Source organism: Leucobacter coleopterorum (genome assembly GCF_011382985.1).
Classification (GTDB): domain Bacteria; phylum Actinomycetota; class Actinomycetes; order Actinomycetales; family Microbacteriaceae; genus Leucobacter; species Leucobacter coleopterorum.
Genome location: NZ_CP049933.1, coordinates 189557 through 207915 on the forward strand (window position 1 = coordinate 189557; position 18359 = coordinate 207915).

At 62.2% G+C, this 18359-nt stretch carries 20 protein-coding genes and 4 pseudogenes; 16 read left to right on the top strand and 8 right to left on the bottom strand.

Features of this window, described 5'->3' with window-relative positions:
- The first annotated feature begins 16 nt into the window (after window positions 1-16).
- Genes G7066_RS00915 through G7066_RS00930 form a run of 5 tightly spaced genes read left to right on the top strand, consistent with a single transcriptional unit; the run spans window position 17 to window position 5885 of the window.
- Window positions 17-3409, top strand: coding sequence for a hypothetical protein (locus tag G7066_RS00915; protein ID WP_166328352.1), 3393 nt, complete (start codon window positions 17-19; stop codon window positions 3407-3409).
- Window positions 3397-3588, top strand: coding sequence for a carboxypeptidase regulatory-like domain-containing protein (locus tag G7066_RS18080; RefSeq protein ID WP_166328354.1), 192 nt, complete (start codon window positions 3397-3399; stop codon window positions 3586-3588). The genes G7066_RS00915 and G7066_RS18080 overlap by 13 nt, the downstream gene beginning before the upstream one ends.
- Window positions 3549-3851, top strand: a complete 303-nt coding sequence (locus G7066_RS15155; protein ID WP_205881482.1) for a hypothetical protein — start codon at window positions 3549-3551, stop codon at window positions 3849-3851. Before G7066_RS18080 ends, G7066_RS15155 begins: the two co-directional genes overlap by 40 nt.
- Window positions 3773-4690, top strand: coding sequence for a hypothetical protein (locus G7066_RS00925; protein ID WP_166328356.1), 918 nt, complete (start codon window positions 3773-3775; stop codon window positions 4688-4690). Before G7066_RS15155 ends, G7066_RS00925 begins: the two co-directional genes overlap by 79 nt.
- Window positions 4683-5885: an RNA polymerase sigma factor gene (locus G7066_RS00930; RefSeq protein WP_166328358.1), complete on the top strand. Its 1203-nt coding sequence runs from the start codon at window positions 4683-4685 to the stop codon at window positions 5883-5885. The genes G7066_RS00925 and G7066_RS00930 overlap by 8 nt, the downstream gene beginning before the upstream one ends.
- A 107-nt stretch (window positions 5886-5992) precedes the next feature.
- On the opposite strand, the gene G7066_RS00935 is transcribed toward G7066_RS00930, so the two are convergent.
- The 3 genes and pseudogenes from G7066_RS00935 to G7066_RS00940 form a co-directional block, all read right to left on the bottom strand.
- A complete protein-coding gene (locus G7066_RS00935; RefSeq protein ID WP_166328360.1) occupies window positions 5993-6508 on the bottom strand; it encodes an S-layer homology domain-containing protein in 516 nt (171 codons plus the stop codon).
- 160 nt (window positions 6509-6668) lie between these two features.
- Window positions 6669-6893: pseudogene (locus tag G7066_RS17660) on the bottom strand (DUF7507 domain-containing protein); the annotation flags it as partial.
- Between the two features lie 265 nt (window positions 6894-7158).
- Window positions 7159-7362: a hypothetical protein gene (locus G7066_RS00940; protein WP_166328362.1), complete on the bottom strand. Its 204-nt coding sequence runs from the start codon at window positions 7360-7362 to the stop codon at window positions 7159-7161.
- Between the two features lie 671 nt (window positions 7363-8033).
- On the opposite strand from G7066_RS00940, the pseudogene G7066_RS00945 reads away from it, so the two are divergent.
- From G7066_RS00945 to G7066_RS00970, 6 genes and pseudogenes are all read left to right on the top strand, one after another.
- A pseudogene (locus tag G7066_RS00945) lies at window positions 8034-9103 on the top strand (metal ABC transporter substrate-binding protein).
- Window positions 9103-9906 (top strand): metal ABC transporter ATP-binding protein, encoded by an 804-nt coding sequence (locus G7066_RS00950; protein WP_166328364.1) that lies wholly within the window; start codon window positions 9103-9105, stop codon window positions 9904-9906. The pseudogene G7066_RS00945 and the gene G7066_RS00950 overlap by 1 nt, the downstream one beginning before the upstream one ends.
- A gap of 50 nt (window positions 9907-9956) precedes the next feature.
- Window positions 9957-10774: pseudogene (locus G7066_RS00955) on the top strand (metal ABC transporter permease).
- Window positions 10771-11571 (top strand): metal ABC transporter permease, encoded by an 801-nt coding sequence (locus G7066_RS00960; protein WP_166328366.1) that lies wholly within the window; start codon window positions 10771-10773, stop codon window positions 11569-11571. Before G7066_RS00955 ends, G7066_RS00960 begins: the two are co-directional and overlap by 4 nt.
- Before the next feature lie 62 nt (window positions 11572-11633).
- Window positions 11634-12227, top strand: a complete 594-nt coding sequence (locus G7066_RS00965) for a hypothetical protein (protein WP_166328368.1) — start codon at window positions 11634-11636, stop codon at window positions 12225-12227.
- Between the two features lie 81 nt (window positions 12228-12308).
- Window positions 12309-12704 carry a Fur family transcriptional regulator gene (locus G7066_RS00970; RefSeq protein WP_166328370.1) on the top strand — a complete coding sequence of 132 codons (396 nt, stop codon included), beginning with the start codon at window positions 12309-12311 and terminating at the stop codon, window positions 12702-12704.
- Between the two features lie 212 nt (window positions 12705-12916).
- Here the strand turns inward: G7066_RS00970 and G7066_RS00975 are convergent, their stop codons facing one another.
- From G7066_RS00975 to G7066_RS00990, 5 genes and pseudogenes are all read right to left on the bottom strand, one after another.
- Window positions 12917-13135: a hypothetical protein gene (locus G7066_RS00975; RefSeq protein WP_166328372.1), complete on the bottom strand. Its 219-nt coding sequence runs from the start codon at window positions 13133-13135 to the stop codon at window positions 12917-12919.
- Window positions 13136-13174: 39 nt separating this feature from the next.
- Window positions 13175-13972 carry an SGNH/GDSL hydrolase family protein gene (locus G7066_RS00980; RefSeq protein ID WP_244303120.1) on the bottom strand — a complete coding sequence of 266 codons (798 nt, stop codon included), beginning with the start codon at window positions 13970-13972 and terminating at the stop codon, window positions 13175-13177.
- A 9-nt stretch (window positions 13973-13981) separates the two neighbouring features.
- Window positions 13982-14203, bottom strand: coding sequence for an ArsR/SmtB family transcription factor (locus G7066_RS00985; RefSeq protein WP_341873825.1), 222 nt, complete (start codon window positions 14201-14203; stop codon window positions 13982-13984).
- A pseudogene (locus tag G7066_RS17665) lies at window positions 14204-14263 on the bottom strand (hypothetical protein); the annotation flags it as partial.
- An 83-nt stretch (window positions 14264-14346) separates the two neighbouring features.
- Window positions 14347-14577: a hypothetical protein gene (locus G7066_RS00990; RefSeq protein WP_166328374.1), complete on the bottom strand. Its 231-nt coding sequence runs from the start codon at window positions 14575-14577 to the stop codon at window positions 14347-14349.
- A gap of 289 nt (window positions 14578-14866) precedes the next feature.
- On the opposite strand from G7066_RS00990, the gene rpmB reads away from it, so the two are divergent.
- The 5 genes from rpmB (at window position 14867) to G7066_RS01015 (ending at window position 18354) form a co-directional block, all read left to right on the top strand.
- Complete coding sequence (gene rpmB, locus G7066_RS00995; protein WP_166291677.1) at window positions 14867-15103, top strand: 50S ribosomal protein L28; 237 nt, start codon at window positions 14867-14869, stop codon at window positions 15101-15103.
- Window positions 15103-15270, top strand: coding sequence for a 50S ribosomal protein L33 (gene rpmG, locus G7066_RS01000; RefSeq protein ID WP_046454849.1), 168 nt, complete (start codon window positions 15103-15105; stop codon window positions 15268-15270). Before rpmB ends, rpmG begins: the two co-directional genes overlap by 1 nt.
- A gap of 3 nt (window positions 15271-15273) precedes the next feature.
- Window positions 15274-15579, top strand: coding sequence for a 30S ribosomal protein S14 (gene rpsN / locus G7066_RS01005; protein WP_166291680.1), 306 nt, complete (start codon window positions 15274-15276; stop codon window positions 15577-15579).
- A gap of 252 nt (window positions 15580-15831) precedes the next feature.
- The gene (locus tag G7066_RS01010) at window positions 15832-16110 is read left to right on the top strand and encodes an HU family DNA-binding protein (protein ID WP_166291682.1); all 279 of its coding nucleotides are present in this window, start codon (window positions 15832-15834) and stop codon (window positions 16108-16110) included.
- Window positions 16111-16401: 291 nt separating this feature from the next.
- Entirely contained in the window at window positions 16402-18354 is a 1953-nt protein-coding gene (locus G7066_RS01015) for a bifunctional copper resistance protein CopD/cytochrome c oxidase assembly protein (RefSeq protein ID WP_244303121.1), read from the top strand.
- The last annotated feature ends 5 nt before the right edge of the window (window positions 18355-18359 follow it).

Below are 18359 nucleotides of genomic sequence, written 5' to 3' on the forward strand. Positions count from 1 at the left end.
AACAGGGGGATTAACAATGCTGGACCAAAAACGTGGTTGGCGAAAGCCACTGCGCTACGCAGCGCTGTCGTTGACGGCGCTACTTGTGTTTGCCGACCTCTCCGCAGGTCTCGATACCGCCGCAGAGGCAACGACGCCCGCGCCCAAACTTGTTCTCGACACCTACGCAGGTGCCCCGGGTGTTGGCTCAGATGGGCTGCAGACAGGCACGCTGCCCCTGCTAGATCCCGAGCACAACTGCCCAACCCCCATTGCCGGCAACGACTGCTCGACCAGCGATCATCGAGTGCTGACCAACGACACAACCTCCGCTTTTTTGGCTGTTTCGATCAAGCAGGATCAAGAAACTCCGAGCGAAACAATCACCGTTGTCGACGACGTTGTTATTGAAGCGAGACTGTCTCAGAGAAACGGCGCAGACGCCAGCTTCAAGACGCTGCCTCAGACAGGGCTGCCCGCCAGTTGCGAGGTGGGCCGCTCGCCTGCCTCGAGCATTGAGACCGATGCCGAGGGCAACTCCGCGCTGCTGTGTAATATCGGGCGGGTTGAGAGCAGCGGCGTGCGGGCGGTGCCGATTGACGTTGTTGCGTCGGGCAATTCGGCGAACGGCTCGACCTTCTCACTGACCGCCCGGGCTGTTGCAGGGAACGGAGAGGATCCCGCCGACATGGCGAGCGACGAGCTTGCCTTCGACCCGGTCGAGATCTCGGCAAGCCCGCGGCTTAACCTTGTCAACGGAGGCACTCCCGGTGGTGCCGCCGACGCAGCCGGGCGTGAAGTTGTCGTGAACCCGGTCACGGGTGAGACCGAAGAGTCAATCGTGGTGCACTACTCGACAGCGATCCAGGCGCCCGATGACGCGCGGGGCATGGCCTCCATCGGATCCACCGCCTCGTTCGGAGTGCGTCTCGATGAACGCCTGGCCGCCTACGGCGCCGCCCCCTTTGAATGCTCACCCATGACCGATTACTGGGCGGGCCGCTGGAAGCTGCCAGGCGCGGCATCGGCCACACAGCCACCTAGCGAGAATCGTTTTCGCTCGGGATCGTTCGGCTGCGATCCTGCCGCCTACGACCCCTCGACGGGCGAATTTGGCGTGACCGTCAGCGATCTCGACTCGTCTGGACAGCACTTCGCCACGAATGCGATCAACGGTGAATCGTTGGACAACAAAAAGTTTGTGGGGCTGGGCCGCTTCGCCATCAGCTATCCCATCTCAGCGATCCTCAAAGCCAACGCCGCACATAACCCCGACGGCTCACTGTGGTCGAACGGTGACCCGATTGTTGCTGGCACCTATGCTCTCACCACCTGCCTGACCGACTTCGACCCGCAGAGCCTCGACGGCCAGGCGAACTTCGCTGGTGCGCACGCGCCTGGTTGGAACGGCAGCGAACCGAGTGGCGATAACTGCCGCACCTTCGACCTGCTGGTCGATGCGCGCGGCAGCATGTCTGCGCTGTGGGGCAAGATTCCCGCGTCGGGTGATCCGGTTGCCGGCGACGCCTACGGATCCCCACACCCCGAAAACACCTCGGGCAAACCGCTGGTGCCCCGCGGGGTGGTCACCCGTCACGATGGCGCAGGCGTGACGACTCCGGGAGAAGCCCAGTACGCGTACTTCTCACTCAACAACGCGCACGGCGTCATCGCGCTCGACCAAGCACAGGGCTGCAGCGTTTGGGATAACTCGCAACAGACACTCACCCCCTACACGGCAGGTGCCTCAAGGGGTCAGCTGGTGTCGTTGAGTCACAAAGTGGCGAACACGTTTAAGCCGCATACCGGGTTCGAACCGCCTAGCCGCGGCATTGAGGTGGTTTACGGACGCTTGGTCGGGGGCGGATCGTGGTCGCAGAACGTGCTGCAGTCTTGGGACGCCACCTCGCACCGTTACCTTGGCGACTGGAGCGCGCAGCGAACTGTGGCGAACGACTGCGGAACCGCCGCTTCTGCAGCCGGACAGCTTGAGTTCAGTACCGACCCCGTGGCGGACGGCTGGCCGCTCGAAGATGTGCTGATGGTGCGGGTGACTGCGCCGGGGTCCAAACTCGACCCGGCAGACAGCATCACCGTTCGCCCTCGCCTTGCAACACGCGACACCTTCTACGGTGGGCCGCACAGCGGCGACACGATTCCGAACGGCTCCGTGATCGCGTTTTTTGCCGGACACAAGTGGGACAACGGTTACACAACGCCGTTGAATTACAACCCCAACAACCACCGCGTCTCGGCCGACCACGGTGACAAGATAACATTGCAGCACTCCACCGCCTCGGTTGGCGTTAGGGTGGCGGGATCAGCGAAGCCCGATGTGCCAGTGCACGTGGGAAGCGCGGTGAGCTGGATCCTCACCCCAAAGTTGACGACCGGCGCCTCGGCTAAGGGCGAGGCGAGTCGGGGTACGGTCGTTGTTGCCACTCTGCCGGAGGGGCTGCTCATTGATTCTGAGTGCGCGGCCTGGGCGGACGCTGGTGCCCCCACGGTTAAGCGAAACGCGGCTGGACTCACCACACTGACCTGGCACCTGGGTGACGTACCGTTTGGCGCCGAGCTGCCACAGCTGGCCGTCTGCGCGACGGTGTCGCAGTTTGTTGCCTCGGGCACCTCACTCGAGGTCGGCGCAGAGTTGCGCGCCGAAAACCTCGTCTTCACACCAACACTCAACTCCGGCAGCGACGCGATCACCGTGTTCGCCACCGAGGGGCTGCGCACCGAGCTCAGTGTCGGTACGGTGGTCGAGCAGAAAAACAGCGCCCAGCAGTGGGATCTGCGCTGGGCCAACACAACCGGTCGCACGATCGTAGCCGCCCCCGACGTGCTCTTTGTGCTGCCGCACTCGGGTGACGCCAACGGCTCACGGTTTGCTGGCAGCATCGGGCTGAGTGCGCTGCTCGCGGCCCCGACCGTTGAGGCGAGTGGCGACGCGGTTGCTGGGGAGTGGCTCTACACCTCTGTGGCTCCCACTCAGCTTGCGCAACCGGTCAGTGTGTTCGCGAGGTCGGCTCGTTCTGCCCCCGTGAAGTGGTGCGAGGCCGCAGAGATGTCGACCGCGGGTTGCCCAGCGTCGCTCGCGAGTGTTACGGCCGCGCGCTTCGTGCAGTCGGAATCGTTGGGCGCGGGTGCCACAGTTGTCGCCAACGTCGGCCTGCTCCCATCTGGCAGCTCGGCGGGAGACGTGTACGTGGCCTCGTTTGGTGCATCGTCGGCGACCTTTGCGGGTCAGCAGATCATCTCGAACGCTGCCTCGACACGGGTGCTCGGCTTCACCCTGGGCGACCGCCTCTGGGTCGATGTTGATCGCGACGGAGTCTTTACCGAGGGTGTTGATCGCTCGGGCCAGCAGGAGTTGCCGTTGACGTGCTTGAGGTCGCGGCGAATGGTTCCGAGAGAGTCGTGCAGACGGTAAAGACCTCGGCTGATGGCAGCTGGCACGCGAAAAATCTTGATGCCGGGAGTTACGCGGTGAGGATCAGTGCCGACCAATTTGGCGAGGGTGGGGCTCTCGATGGCTTTGCTGCCGCTGAGGGTTGGTCGGCGACCACGGGGTGCCATCGCAGGCTGCTGAACTGCGCAGCCCGGTCGTGACGTTCGCAGCGTCGCGGGTTGGCGGCATCCTCGTCGGCAACGGGCCAGACGGCAATGGTTTTGCGAATAGCAGCCTGCGGCTGGCGATCAACCCTGTCGGCACGCTTGTGGTGTCACAGCTGCTGTCGGGGCCGGCATTGATGCCGAGGCGGGCTTCGGGCGCACGGAACTCAGCGAGTACGGAGTGGAGTGCAGTTTTGGCGGGGCGATTGTCGAGCGGCAGCGCCTGGCGGTGTCGGCGTCTGGCAGCAACGCCGTGCTGAGCAAACCGGTGACCCAGTTGCCCGTTGGGGCCAAGTGCGCGATTGCCGGGCCAGCCGTGGCAGGCACGGATCCCGAGCCAGTTGTGGTCACGATGGTGGAGAACTCCGCCAGCGCTGGCTTCCGCCCAAACACCGTGGTGGCATCGGTTACGCGGTATGTGTCTGCTGGCACGATGAAGCTGAGCCAGCGCGAGAGCGGGGGAGCCGACTACGCGGGGCCCACGTCGGTGAACACCGTGTTGGTCACCTGCCAGGTGTCGGAAAAGCTCGCAAACGGAGCCGACTCTCACACGACGCTGTACTCCGGCCTCGTGAAGATGGTGGGTACCCAGACCAAACAGATGGTCGGGTCTGCGGGCAAACCGCGACCTCTGCCGGTTGGGTCGCGCTGCTTCGCGGCTCCCGGTCAACGTAATGAGACCGCGGTGGTGCGGATCAACCACGGCAGTTTCGGGCGAGCCGCCATTGTGACGAACGGAAGCCCCACTGACTTGCAAGACATTCGCGTGACCGTTGACCGGGTGATGGCTGAAAACGCGTCTCAAACCCCTGGTGGCTCCCCGGCCACTGCGACGCAGAACGGCGCGGGTGCCGCTGCGAGCAAGGGCAGAACGGTTCTTCGGCAACGGCTGGAGAACTCGCGGGTGCCGAGGGTGCCAATGCGGAGGCGGCGCAGGGATCAGCGCTCGCCGCAACGGGTCGTTCGTCGTTCGCGCCCGTCTGGTCGGCGGGCCTGGTGGCCGCTGCGGCGATTCTGCTTGGCGCAACGATGTACGCGGGTCGCATTCGGCGGGGCTTGTTGGCGCGAGCTGGAGAATGGCGGAAGGCGTTGTGAGTGAGCAAGAAGAACTGAGCCCTGTTGAAGCGCTTGAGCATGAGAGTGCAGACACCGAACGCAGCGACGCTGAGCTCAGCGATGCCGTTCGTCGCGGGGACTCTGCCGCGTTTGCTGTGCTGTACGAGCGTCACAGCGAGGCTGCCCTTCGCCACGCGAATTACCTGACGCGGGACTCGTCGCGCGCAGAAGACCTCGTGGCCGAATCGTTTGTGAGTATTCTCAGCGCTCTGCAGCGAGGACTTGGACCAAAAGAAACGTTTCGCGGGTACCTGTTCACGACGATCTCAAACAGAAACCGCAGTCGTGCCAACCAGAACGAGGTGCAACTCTTCAATGACGCCGATGAATACATCGAAGAGCTCTCAATTTCTGATTCTTCTGAGAGGATCGCGGAGGCCAATGTGCTGCACCGCGCGTTCCAAGCGCTGCCCGAAAAGTGGCAGCGAGTGCTGTGGCTCAAAGAGGTCGATGGGCTGAGCCCAGAGACCATCGGCAGCCGCCTGCACATCAACGCAAATGCCGCAATCCAGCTCGCTTTTCGAGCGCGCGAGGGCCTGCGGCTTGCCTACCTTGCTGAGCACATCGACGGAGCTGCAGATGCGGCTTGTGTCAAACTGCGACCAAAGCTCGTGCGCTACGGGCGCGGCCAGCGCATTGGAGCAACGGATAAGTCGAAGGTGGTTCACCACCTCGATACCTGCGAATCCTGTCGGGCGGTACTGGCTCAGCTCGAAGATCTTGGCCAGCACATGCGCGGTATTGTCGTGCCGATCGTCATTCTGGGCGCTCCAACGGGTCTCGCGGCCTGGCTCTTCGGAGACGTTGCGCCGGCCTCGGCGGAGAGCCGTTTTGCAGCGGCGATCAACTGGGTTCTGAGGCATCGCGCACTCGTGGCCGTGGTTGGGATCGGAGCGGTTGCGGTGGTGGGCGGTGTGATTATTGCGCTCTCGGGTTCGGGATCCGATGCCGACCCGGGGCCGAAGCCACCGGTCGGGCAGTCGCCTGCGCCAAGCCAGTCGCCCGCGGCACCAGTGAATCCAGCACCCGGAGTTGACGAGCCGGCCATTGGAGAAGGGCCTGCCACGACCGGCCAACCATCGCAGAACTCCGGCGATCCCGAGCGAAATGGTGACCCCACTTCAGCCCCGGACTCGCTTGACGGCGAGACCGATGGCTGGGTTGTTGTTGAGGACTAGTCGGCGCGTCTGACGTCGGCCGTGGGCTGCAACAGAAGGTGCCTGTGAGGCGGAGTTGTGCTCCGCCCCACAGGCACCTGATCTGCGTCTGGAAAGTGCTTAGCTGTCTAGGCGCGATAGTCAGTGACCAGGCGGTAAATAAATGCCGCCATTGCCTGGCGCGACAGGCGGTCCTTCGGCCAGTACTCCTTGGTGCTGCCCGCTTTGTTGCCGGTGGAAAGACCCTCGTCGTACATCCACGAGATCTCCTTGTAGAACTTCATTCCGGGCTTCATGTCTGCCAGCGGTGACACCTTGGGCGCTTTGTAGCTTGTCGGGGTCTCCAAACGGTAAATGAATGCCGCCATAGCTTCACGAGACAGGCTCTGGTGCGGGCGGAAGGTTGGCTTCCCTGAAGGCTCAGCCCAACCTGTAGCAGTCTTCGACTCCCACATCCACGCGATCTCCTTGTAGAACGGGTCGCCGGGCTTCACATCTGCAAATGGTGACACCTTGGGCGCTTTGTAGTTCTTCGGCGCTTCCATACGGAAGATGAATGCCGTCATCGCCTGACGCTGAAGCTCGTTGGTCGGCTTGTAGAGCGGCTTGCCTGCAGGCTGTCGCCATCCGGTGGCGTACTTCATGCACTCCATCCAGTCGATCTCTTTGTAGAACTTGTGGGACAGGGGGTATCCGCGAACACTGGAGCCGTGCGGGGGCCGCACACGGCTTTACCACGGGCTTAGTAGTGCCGGTGTACTGAGCCGTCATCGTCGCCTGAGCCTCGCTTCCGAGGGAGGTGCCGGTTGAATCACTCGCTTGGGCGGTGGCAGTGACGGTGACGTCTTGCGTGCCGCTCAATGCGCGGCTCGTGCCCGAGCACGTTGCAGATGCGCCGGGAGCGAGGTGGGTGCCGGCAGGGCACACGATCTCGGTGCCGAGACTGTCAGTCATAGCGAGACCATCTGCCCAGGTGTTCCCCGAGTTCGTGGCGGTGTATTCCCAGGCGAGTTCGCTGTCGACCGGCACAGAACCAGCGTTTAGTGAACCACCATTGAGCGTGCCGCTGAGGGTGAGTGTGGCCGCAGGCTCTTCGACCGGAAGCGCGAGTCCCAGAAGAGGCCGGAACCGTCGCCGTTGTATGAACCGACTGCCGTTACTGACAGGTGGGTGATTGGTTTTGTCGTCACGAACGTTTGAGTAAACGCTGTTAAGCTCGAGAATCCGCTCGACCGAATCGTGTACGCATCGGCATCGTGCTCGACGGGGCTGTTGACCCCTGGGTAGGCAGGTGCTAGATCCCAAGCGGCCCGTTCACGCCGTGATACTTCAACCAGTCGCCGTTGCCGGGGCTATTGAACGAGACCTGTTCTTGGTGGATGCCGTCGCCGTTGATCGTGTCTACATCGTTCGCCGACAACACGGCTCCCGCGGGCAGGGCACCGCCTTCAAGGGTCGTGAAATCAAAGTCGTAGGCGACCGTCACGTTCGAACGCACATCGAACCAGGTGTCGGAGTACTGGGCGGTTGCGGGAACACGCTCTAGGGGTCCAGAAAACCCAGCGGACCGTTCGCCGTTTGATACAGCCTGGTTGCTACATCATTTTTAGAGGTGATCGTAAAAGTGCCGCTTGCCCCGGCTGGGAGAACTCTATCGTTGGTAGCACCCGGGTCACGAAACGCTGCTTTCATAACATAGTCCCCGGCGTCGAACGAGGAATAGTCTGACGCCGGTTGGGCCGTGTCATACATTCCGACCAGGCCAAAGTCTCCAAGCGGTGGGACGGCGTTGCTGACGCTATACGGGTATTCAGGTTGCACGGTCACTCCGGCGGCTTGTGCCGCGGTGGGTACAAAGAGGCCCCCAGCACCAAAGCCGCGATAGTGGGGTAGGCGCTTCGACGAAGGAGGCCGCGTTTCCTGTGGGTTGGAGTGGATCGAAATTTCACTGTTTTCCTATTTCTTCGGTTTCAAACTTCATGGATGTACACAGAGGGAAACCCGGCAAGGTCGAGAACGTAACGCGAAATGCGAGCACTCTCGGGTTCTCTCAGAGTCCCCGGGCCTCACTCGGGTGGCGGAAAATTACACGTCAGCCGCTTTCCCTAGTTGCGAACGATTATCAATCGCCGCTATGATTGAGACTCATTCTCAGTTAGAAAGTTTCTTATGACTCGACCCATTTCCGCACTGACTGGACTCGCGCTCGCCGCAGTCGCCACGCTCACTCTCGCGGGGTGTGGTGCTACGACCTCAAGCTCGGCGCCCGACGGTAAGCTCAACGTCGTCGCAACGACAACGCAGTTGACCGACTTCACGTCCGAGGTTGGTGGTGACAATATCGAACTCACCGGTCTGCTGCAGGTGGGCGCATCGGCGCACCACTTCGACCCCACTCCCGCGGATCTGCTTGCGCTCGGTAAGGCTGACGTGCTTGTGGTCAACGGGCCGGGCTTGAGACCTTCGTCGACAACGCCGTTGATGCCTCGGGTTTTAAGGGCACCGTGATCACCGCGAGTGACGGCATCGATCAGGCCGAAGCAAAGAAGGTCAGCGCTGAGTCTGAGGCCGATGAAGAGGAAGCGGATCACGACCACGCCACCGACCAAGAGCATGATCACGCCGAGCATGATCACGCTGAAGAGGGCCACGACGATCACGATCATGGCGACCTGAACCCGCATATTTGGACCTCCCCGAGCAACGCCGAGGGCATGGTCACCGAGATCTCGAAGGGGCTCTCGCAGGCCGACCCCGACAACGCTTCCGACTACGCTGCAAACGCCAAGGCCTACAACGCCAAGCTGCAGGATCTCGACACCTGGATCGCCGCGCAGTTTAAGCGTGTGCCCGAGGCTGACCGGGTGCTGGTCAGCGGCCACAACTCGCTCGCCTATTACCTGCACGACTACAACATCGTGTTTGCCGGGTCGATCCTGCCCAGCTTTGAAGATAATGCCGAGCCGAGCGCTGCCGACATTGACGCGCTCGTAAAAACGATCAAGGAGCGGGGTGTGAGGGCGGTTTTCTCTGAATCCTCGATGAGCCCGAAGCTCGCCAAGACGATCGCGCAGGAGGCCGGTGTGAAGGTCGTCGACGCCGAGTCGCTCTACGCTGACTCGCTCGGGGCCAAGGGCAGCGGTGCCGACACCTACATCGGCGCGACGATTCACAACACTCAGGTGATCCTCGAAGCCTGGGGCGTAAAGCCCGACGCGGTGCCCGCTTCACTGAAATAATGGCCGATGTGAAGACATCGCCAGACGCTGCGCTCTCTCTGAAGGGCGCGGCGTTTGGCTACGCCGGAATCACGCGGGTGCGGGGGCTGACGTTTGATGTTCCTGCGGGTGCCGCAGTGGCGCTCATCGGGCCAAACGGCTCGGGCAAGTCGACGCTGCTGCGTGGCATCCTAGGCCTCGCCGAACTCACCGACGGCAGTATTGAGGTACTCAGCGAGAGCCCATCCCGGGCGAGGCGGCACATCGGATCGCTGCCGCAGGCTGACAGCCGCGACGTGACATTGCCCGTGACGCTTCGCCAGGTCGTAACGATGGGCCTTTATCGCTCACTCGGGCCGTTTGCCCGGGTGGGGCGCGCTGGTCGCGTCGCGGTCAACGACGCGCTTGAACGGGTTGGTCTCGATGCTTTCGCGGGTCGCCGCTTTGGCGAGCTCTCGGGTGGGCAGCAGCAGCGTGGGATCCTTGCCCGGGCGCTCGTCGCCAATCCACAATTGCTGCTGCTTGATGAACCCTTCAACGGCCTCGACCGCGAGAATCGTGATGTGCTGCTCGACCTCGTGCGAGACCTGCGTGATGAGGGTCGCACAGTGCTCGTCTCGACCCATGATCTCGAGATTGCGCAAGCGGCCTGCTCGCATGTACTGCTGCTCGCCAGCGGCCATGAGCCTGGTCAGCCGGGGCACCCCGCGGGCTTTGGTACCGTCGAAGACGCGCTCACGCTCGACGCGGTGCAGCACGCATTCCACGACGCGACCGTCGAACTCGACCAGCACACGGTCACCACGAACCGCGAGACGGAGTAGCGGTGGTGTTTGCAGACACATCGCTGCTCGACATGTTTGCGCTGCCGTTTATGTGGCGCGCCCTGGTCACGGTCGCGGTGCTCGCCGTCGCGGCGGGGATCATCGGGCTGTTTATTAGCTTTCGCGAGCTTGAATTCGTGAGTGACGGGCTTGTGCACGCGGTGTTCCCGGGCTTGTGATCGGGTCCGCTATCGGTGGCACTGCCGGGTTGCTTCCCGGAGCAGCGGTCGCTGCGATCCTCGCCGCCATTCTCTTTACCGTGATTGACCGCCGAGGTGGTGCGGGCACCGATGCGGCGATTGCCGTGGTGCTCACCGGGCTGTTCAGTCTCGGTGTGGTGCTGGTCTCAAAGCAGGATGGCTACGTCTCGCAGCTGCAGGAACTGATGTTCGGTCGGCTGCTGACTGTGACCGAGGCGCAGCTCTGGCAGATTGTGGTCGTGGCGGTTGTTGCGGTCGGTATTGTGGCGTTGACCTGGCGGGCGCAGCTCTACAGGGCGTTTGATCCCGCCGGGTTTGCTGCCGCGGGGTTCAGGCCGCTTGCCACCGACATTACACTGAGCATCGCCGTTGCGCTGCTCGTGGTGGCCGGGGTGCAGGCGCTCGGCGTGCTGATGGTGATTGCTTTGCTGACGGTGCCGATGGCCGCTGCGCGATTGCTGACGCGTGGCTTTGCGCTGCTGATCCCGCTTGCGATTGTTGTGCCGTTGTTTGCGGGGGTCATCGGCTTGTGGCTGTCGTTTGAGCTGTCGGTTGGCGTGGGTGCCTCGGTATCGCCCGGTGCCGTCGTGGTGTTGCTACTTGTGGCGCTGTACCTTGTCGCGGCGCTCGTGCGAGTGCTGTTTCGGCGCAGGGTGGTGGCCCCGTGAGTTACTTTGCTCTCGCCACGATTGAGATCGTGCTGCTCGGTCTGCTCTCAGGTGTCGCCGGAACGCTGATCGTGATTCGTCGCCGCTCGTTTTTTGCGGTGGCTCTGAGCCACGCAACCTTTCCTGGCGGAGTCGCATTTGCGGTGCTCGGCTGGAACCTGCTGCTCGGGCAAGCGCTGTTTGCGGTGGCGCTTGTGCTGATCATGACGCTGCTCAGCCGCATTCCGGGTCAGGGGCGCCAGGTGACCAGCGGGGTTGTGTTGTCGTTTGGGTTTGCACTGGGCACCCTGCTCGCGGGGCTCAACCCTGGGCTTGGCGTGCCGGTTGAAGCGCTGCTGGTTGGCTCCCCGCTCGGGGTTGATCTGGGCGATATTGCCGCGACGGCAGCCGTGCTGGTTGTTGCGTTGGTTGCTGTTTCTCTGACCGGCCGCAAGATTCTGTTCCACACGTTTGACCCTGTTGGGTATGCTGCTGCGGGCTTTCGCACCTGGCCGGTCGAGTTGGCGGTCACAGGCATCATCGCCGCCTCGACGGTCGTGGCGATGCCCGCGGTCGGAGCGATCTTGGGTGTTGCGATCCTCATTGGGCCCGCAGCGACCGCTCGGCTCGTTGCGCCGCAGCTGAGCTGGATCCCGCCCATTGCGGCCGTGGTCGGTGTTGGCAGCGGTGTTGTTGGCCTCTGGATCTCGCGTGACTTCAATGTCGCTGCTGGTGGTGCCATCGGTCTTGTTGTGGCCCTCGTGTTTGTGATGACGCTGCTGGCACGGGCTCTGGTGACGCGGTTTCGGCGCGGGTAGAAGTAGCGGCCGGTAGCTCAGCCTTCGTAGATGCGGATTCGCTGATCAGATAGTGTGACAGTGTGTACGGAGCCTTTCTCGATGTGTATCACCAGTTGGCAACCCACCCAAACGTCGTGAAGAGCCTGTGGCGGGGCTGGATGGTCTTTGGGCTCATGGCCGCTATCTTCGGCTTCGGGGCAATTGTCGCGGGTGTGGGGCTCATTGCCGTCTTGGGGCCGGTGGCCATTCTGGTTACATTTGTGCTCCTTATCGGTGCCCTCGGGTTTGCTGCACTTCTCGGGTGGTCGGCGCAGCGCGCCGGATGGTTCGGCGTCTTTGGCGACAGCAATGGTGCGTGGAAGGTGAGGGGCACCGGGTCTCCGATATCGCTCTCTTGGTATCGCCTTTGGAACACACCGCCCGGTTGGGATCACTGGATCTACAGCCAGTTGCTCGCCGGAAATCTCACGGCCGTGGGCCAGCTCGGAGCACCGACGGGCATCAATATCGGCGAGCTGTATGTCGCGGTCTATGCGGCTCCTGCCGACCGCGTCGCATTCGTGTGTGTCTCGTCGCAGAGCGCGAAGCGCGCCGGTGTTGATACGGGATGGCGACCCATCGAGCTGCGGGGGGAGTGGTACGACTACGCTCGTACTGTTTTTCCTGGCTTCTAGGTCTGAGACAATGAAGCCGAACGCCAAGCCACGTGGACTTCGCTACGGTTGGTGCAAGAGAATCTACTCGAGAGGTGTGAGATGCAGCAGCCCAAGCGTAATACTTGGCAGCGCGAGGCCGTGCGGGCCGCGCTGGCCGAGAAGCGCGGTTTTGTGAGTGCGCAGCAACTGCACCAGGTGCTGCGCGATGGAGGATCGACCATAGGTCTTGCCACGGTGTACCGCGCACTGGCCGGTCTGGCCGAGTCTGGCGAGGCGGACTCGCTGCAGTCCCCCGAGGGAGAGAATCTGTTCCGATCCTGCGCAACGCAGGGCCACCATCACCATCTCATCTGCCGCAGCTGCGGCGAAACCCGCGAACTCTCAGCGACCGTGGTTGAGGAGTGGACGCAGCGGGTGGCCGCCGAGCACGGCTTCACCGACATTGAGCACGTCGTCGATATTTTCGGCCTGTGTGAGCGGTGCCGCGCAGATTAACTCGTGGCTCGTGGCCCGCGATCTATGCTCCACGTTGGTGGCTCGTGAGTGCACCCCTTACCGGCGAGTGGCCCCCTTGACCGCGCGCGCGTGATGTCTCAGGACGTCACGTAATTTCAGACGACCTGCTCGACGTGCTTGAGGAGACCTTCGTGATACCGGGCACCGCGGAGAGTGCTTTCTCGACCGGCTCGGTGACGGTGGGCGACATCTCATCTGGAACGAGGCCCTGCGGTCGCACCGAAATCAAAGCCATAGGCACCTGCGTCGGTGGCATGAACTCTTGTTTGAGCAATCCCATCAAAAATGCCAACCACGACAATTGCCAGAGTCGTGAGGCCAACAATGAAGCGATTCTTGAGACTGACGCGCGTGAGGAGGGTCATGATCCTCTTATGCTGGACGAAGCCTGGCGGCGGCACGTCGTCCATGGGTGCTACCTCTCATGCCCCCAAAGGGTGAGTTTGTTTCTAGAGCTTACGAGGGGTGATCCAGGTCCAGTCGCCGAACTTGGCGGTGCGGCCGTCGCCGCTTGACCGCCCCGTGAGGCGTCGCTTGACCCACGGCACAACGTGCTCGCGTGTGTATGCGAGCTGCTCGCGGCGGGTGGGGTTCGGGATCGGCGCCGCGTCAATCACCCAGTCGCTCGGGTGCGGGTACTCGAGTGTGCGCAGCACGTTGGAGGCAACGCGGTGGTGACCGACGGGGGCGAGGTGCAGGCGGTCGCTCGACCAGTACTGTCTGCCAGCGAGCTCGTCGTCGTGCCAGTTGTCAGAGAAGCGCACTCCGAGTTGGCTTGCGATCTCGCCGGCGGCGGCGGTGAGCGCATCACCCTTTTTTGCGACACGATCGCCGTTTGGTAGGCCTGCCGTGGGGTTCGCTCCGGCGAGCAGCAGTGGTTGCGCTCCCGAATCAATGATGCGCTGCAGTGCTCGCTCGGTCTCGCTGATGATCCAGGCCATGTCGGTGCCCGGGCGCAGCATGTCGTTGCCACCACCGTTGAAGCTGACGATGGTCGGATTGAGCGCGAGCGCGGGTTCGAGCTGTTCCGCGATGATGCCCTTCAACAAGCGGCCCCGAATCGCGAGATTCGCGTACTGGATCGGCTTGCCCGTCGCATCGGCGATGCCCTGGGCCACAAGGTCGGCCCAGCCGCGCACCGACCCGTCGGGCTGATCGTCACCGACGCCCTCGGTGAAGCTGTCGCCGATAGCGACGTATCGAATGGTTGCCGCGTTACTGTCTGATTCGGGGAGATCCTGTGCCACGGGAACAGCCTATGCGTTTTCGCTTGCGGACGAGGCTGGCGTGGCCTCATCTGGTTCTTCGGGGTCGTTTGCGATGACCTCGCTGATGTACTGCTCGTTCAGTGTGATCTCGAATGGGACGATTTCAAAGTACTTCATCGACTTGCCGTCTGGCGACAACTCCAGGTGGCCGGACACAAAGCCCGCCTCTTCCAACTTGGTGAGGTGCATGTACAGCAGGGCGCGCGACATGCCCATGCGCCTTGCAATCTCGCTGACGTGCAGTTGACCGTCGCGGTGAAGAAGGGCCAGGACCTTGAGTCGGTATGGACCCCCAAAGCGGAGAGTCGTGCGACAAGTTCTTGAGTGTTCAACACTCCTCCATCGGCTGACGGCTAGTTAGGGATGTCATTGAGTGTTGATTCTAGAGAGGCGAGCCGTGTGTCCATGCTGTCGAGGCGATCAACCAGCTTCTGGTTAATCTCTGCGTTCTGCGCAAGTGCCTTGGAAAGCTCAGTGTTGCGCCCGATTGAGAGCCCGACGATGGTCGTGATGCCGAAAACAACGACGCCCATGATGGCGATCCAGGCGTACCAGGGGATTGAGGTGAGGAATGTTGCGTCCATGATATTTCGTTTCTGTAAGGATGTAATGCTGATGTTTGCATCTGTAAGAAATATATTGCACGTGTCGAGAGAAAGCAAATCGAGCTGATCGAGCGGGTGAGGCCTGGCTGCTGCCCCATGAATGCGCTAATTCAGCTTGCGCAGCGCACGATCCCGAGCTAAGCTTTCTCTTTGGCTGTGCGCAGTCCCAGCGTGCATGCCGTGGGGCAGTTCGAAAGTGATTTTGGGCTCCCGCAGACAAGAAATCTTGGGTGAGGCCGTCCGGTCTCACGGTATGAGAGGAAAAACCATGGCAGCAGTGTGCCAGGTGACAGGAGCCGTTCCCGGTTTCGGTCACAACATTTCACACTCGCACCGTCGCACCAAGCGTCGGTTCGATCCGAATATCCAGAAGAAGACCTACTTCGTGCCCTCACTCGGCCGCAAGGTGACACTCACCCTGTCGGTTAAGGGCATCAAGGTTATCGATGCGCGTGGCATCGAGTCCGTCGTTGCTGATCTGCAGAAGCGTGGGGTGAAGATTTAATGGCTAAAGATAAGGACGTACGTCCGATCATCAAGCTTCGTTCGACGGCAGGCACCGGGTTCACCTACGTGACCCGTAAGAACCGTCGCAACACCCCCGACCGTCTCGTGCTCAAGAAGTACGATCCGGTGGTCCGCAAGCACGTTGAATTCCGAGAGGAGCGCTAAATCATGGCAAAGAAAAGCATGATTGCGAAGAACAAGCAGCGCCAGGCCATCGTTGATCGGTACGCCGAGAAGCGCGCCGAGCTGAAGAAGGCACTCGTTGACCCCAACGGCACCGACGAGAGCCGCGAGGCTGCACGCGTCGGCCTGCAGAAGCTGCCCCGCAACGCATCGCCAGTGCGCGTGCGCAACCGCGACGTCATCGACGGCCGCCCCCGTGGAGTCCTGTCGAAGTACGGTGTCTCGCGTGTTCGCTTCCGCGACATGGCGCACCGTGGTGAGCTGCCAGGCATCACGAAGTCAAGCTGGTAATACAGTGCAGCGTTTCGCGTAAGCGAAATTTTGTAAGCGGGCGTAGGTTCTTCGGAGCCCACGCCCGCTTCTTTTGTGTTTTCGCTACTCAAGCGGCAAAAAGTTGCGTCATTTTGCTCAAAAATCCGCAAGATCACGCCAGAGTAGGGTAGATTCGAACCGATCAACCGATCGGACCTCTCAAATCGAGGGGAAACCTGAACCAGATCAGGGGCCCGAACGAAAGCTTCGTTGCCCTGGAAGGACAAACACATGGCACTCAACAAGACTGAGCTCGTTGCAAAAATCGCCGCAGAGACCGGCCAGAGCCAGGCTGCTGTTTCCAGCGTTCTCGACGGCCTCTTCGCCGCTGTTTCCGAGACCGTCGCCGGTGGCGAGAAGGTCTCCATCCCGGGCTGGATCTCCTTCGAGACCGCAACCACCGCTGCACGCACCGGCCGCAACCCGCGCACCGGCGAGAGCATCGACATCCCCGCTGGCAAGCGCGTCAAGGTGTCGGTTGGCAGCAAGCTCAAGGCAGCTGTCAAGTAACTGACTTTTACAAAGCCCCACGGTGCCTCGCACTATGGGGCTTTGTTGTTTGTGGGCTTCGCCCCGTGCAAGCCTGCCCCCACCCGGTTCCCCGGGCCGTCCCTCACCCGTAGGGCACCGATAATCGCAAGGGCATCGCAATTGGGCAGATTCCGGTGTCCTAGCGATTATCGGTGCCCTACGAGCGGACGCGGCCGGCCCCGCCCATCGGGACGCTCACACATCTGCGAGGCCGTAGGCTTAAGGGGTGCCTCGTTATCTGCGTATCGTTGCCCCGCTGTTCTGATTGCGGTGGCGCTTGCGGCCCTGTTTGTTGGTCTTGCCATTGGTGGAGCCGCGGCGGAGCGCACTCTGCTTGATCCGGGTGAAGTTGTGCGCTTTGCGATCCCGATCTCTCGAACCATCGTCAACATCGCGATTGCTGGCCTCATCGGCTCGGTTGTGATGGCGGTTTGGGCCCTCGCGAGTGAGAAGCCCGAGACGCGCACGGCGATGGATCTCGCTGCGGGATCCGCGGCGCTCTTGACCGTCGCGAGTGCCGCGACACTCATCTTTACTTATGTTGATGTTTCTGGCCTCCCTTTCTCGGGCGACGCGACCTTCGGCGCTGGTCTCGCTCAGTTTGTGACGGAGGTTGAGCTGGGCCAGCTCTGGTTACTGGAACTCTTGCTTGCTGCCGCCACAACCGTGTTGGCGTTTGCCATTAGGAGTCGCCGACTGACACTCCTCGTGCTGGTCGCAGCGCTTGCAACTACTCTTCCCCTCGCGCAGCAGGGCCACGCAGCGGGGGCCTCAGGCCACGCGCAAGCCGTGAATTCGCTGCTTGTGCACCTCATCGGTGCCGCGGTGTGGCTTGGTGGTCTGGTGACTCTCGTGTTTGTTGCGCTGGTAGTGGATCGCAAGCGCCTCGCCGTACTCACTGCCCGTTACTCGACGCTCGCTTTGTTTGCCTTCATCGGGGTCGCCGCCTCTGGTGTTGTGAGCGCCTGGCTGCGTGTGGGTAACTTTGATGCCCTCTTCGGCACCGGGTACGGTCAGCTTGTGCTGTGGAAGGCCGGTGCGCTCGTTGTGCTTGGTGCCTTCGGTGCTTTCCAACGCGCGCGGCTGATCCCGCGCATTGCCACCTCGCCGAATGGTGGGCGCGTGTTTGCCTGGCTTGTGGTGGCGGAGCTTGCCGTGATGGGTGTTGCGAGCGGCATTGCGGGAGCGCTTGGACGCACCGCAACCCCTGTGTCGTTTGAGCCGGCTCGGGATCAGGGAAGTGGGGTCACCGCAGCCCAGTGGCTTACCGGTGATCCGCTGCCCCCCGAGCTCACCCCGATGAGCTATATCACCGGGTGGAAGTTCGATCTTGCCTGGTTGCTTGTCTGCGCCTTTGGCCTGGCACTGTATGTCGGCGCGGTGATCCGACTTAAGCGGCGCGGGGATCGCTGGCCTATCGGCCGCACCATCGCCTGGACACTCGGACTGGCGGCCCTGTTCTACACGACCAACGGTCCCTTCAACCTCTACGAGCAGTACCTGTTCAGCGTGCACATGCTGGGCCACATGATGTTGGCGATGGTGATCCCGATCGCCCTGGTGCTTGGCGCACCCATCACGCTGCTGCTGCGCGCGACCGAGAAGCGCAACGACGGCTCGTGGGGCGGGCGCGAGTGGGTGCTGTGGATGGTGCAGACTCCGTACTCGAAGGTCATCACACACCCCGCGGTTGCCGCGGTGGTGTTCGTCGGGTCACTCTGGGTGTTCTACTTCACACCGATCTTCCGCTGGGCGATGTCGGAGCATCTGGGGCACCAGTGGATGATCATCCACTTCTTGATCGGCGGCTACCTCTTTGCCCTGTCGATGATCGGGATCGATCCCGTTCCTTACCGCTTTCCATACCCGCTGCGTCTTGTCACGCTGTTTGCAACGATGGCCTCTCACGCCTTCTTCGGTGTGACCATGATGACCGGTGACTCGCTGATGCTCGCCGACTGGTTCGGAGCGATGGGACGCACTTGGGGTGCGACCCCACTCGAAGACCAGTCCCTCGGCGGAGGTATCGCCTGGGGTATCGGCGAGCTGCCGACGCTTGCGCTTGCGCTCATCGTGGCGGTGCAGTGGTCGCGCGACGACACGAAGGTGCAGAAGCGCAAGGATCGTGCGGCGGATCGCTCGGGCGAGGCCGAACTGCACGCCTATAACGAGATGCTTGAGAAGCAGGCTGCGCGCGATGAGCGGGCGGACGCGCGCCGGTAGGGAGC

Coding starts and splice junctions, on each gene's coding strand:
- rpmG (WP_046454849.1), top strand. CDS start 15,103: ATGGCTAAAGATAAGGACGTACGTCCGATCATCAAGCTTCGTTCGACG.
- G7066_RS00975 (WP_166328372.1), bottom strand. CDS start 13,135: ATGGACGACGTGCCGCCGCCAGGCTTCGTCCAGCATAAGAGGATCATG.
- G7066_RS00990 (WP_166328374.1), bottom strand. CDS start 14,577: ATGGACGCAACATTCCTCACCTCAATCCCCTGGTACGCCTGGATCGCC.
- G7066_RS00950 (WP_166328364.1), top strand. CDS start 9,103: ATGGCCGATGTGAAGACATCGCCAGACGCTGCGCTCTCTCTGAAGGGC.
- G7066_RS00915 (WP_166328352.1), top strand. CDS start 17: ATGCTGGACCAAAAACGTGGTTGGCGAAAGCCACTGCGCTACGCAGCG.
- rpmB (WP_166291677.1), top strand. CDS start 14,867: ATGGCAGCAGTGTGCCAGGTGACAGGAGCCGTTCCCGGTTTCGGTCAC.
- G7066_RS00970 (WP_166328370.1), top strand. CDS start 12,309: ATGCAGCAGCCCAAGCGTAATACTTGGCAGCGCGAGGCCGTGCGGGCC.
- G7066_RS01010 (WP_166291682.1), top strand. CDS start 15,832: ATGGCACTCAACAAGACTGAGCTCGTTGCAAAAATCGCCGCAGAGACC.
- G7066_RS00935 (WP_166328360.1), bottom strand. CDS start 6,508: ATGAAGTACGCCACCGGATGGCGACAGCCTGCAGGCAAGCCGCTCTAC.
- G7066_RS00985 (WP_341873825.1), bottom strand. CDS start 14,203: ATGTCGCGCGCCCTGCTGTACATGCACCTCACCAAGTTGGAAGAGGCG.
- rpsN (WP_166291680.1), top strand. CDS start 15,274: ATGGCAAAGAAAAGCATGATTGCGAAGAACAAGCAGCGCCAGGCCATC.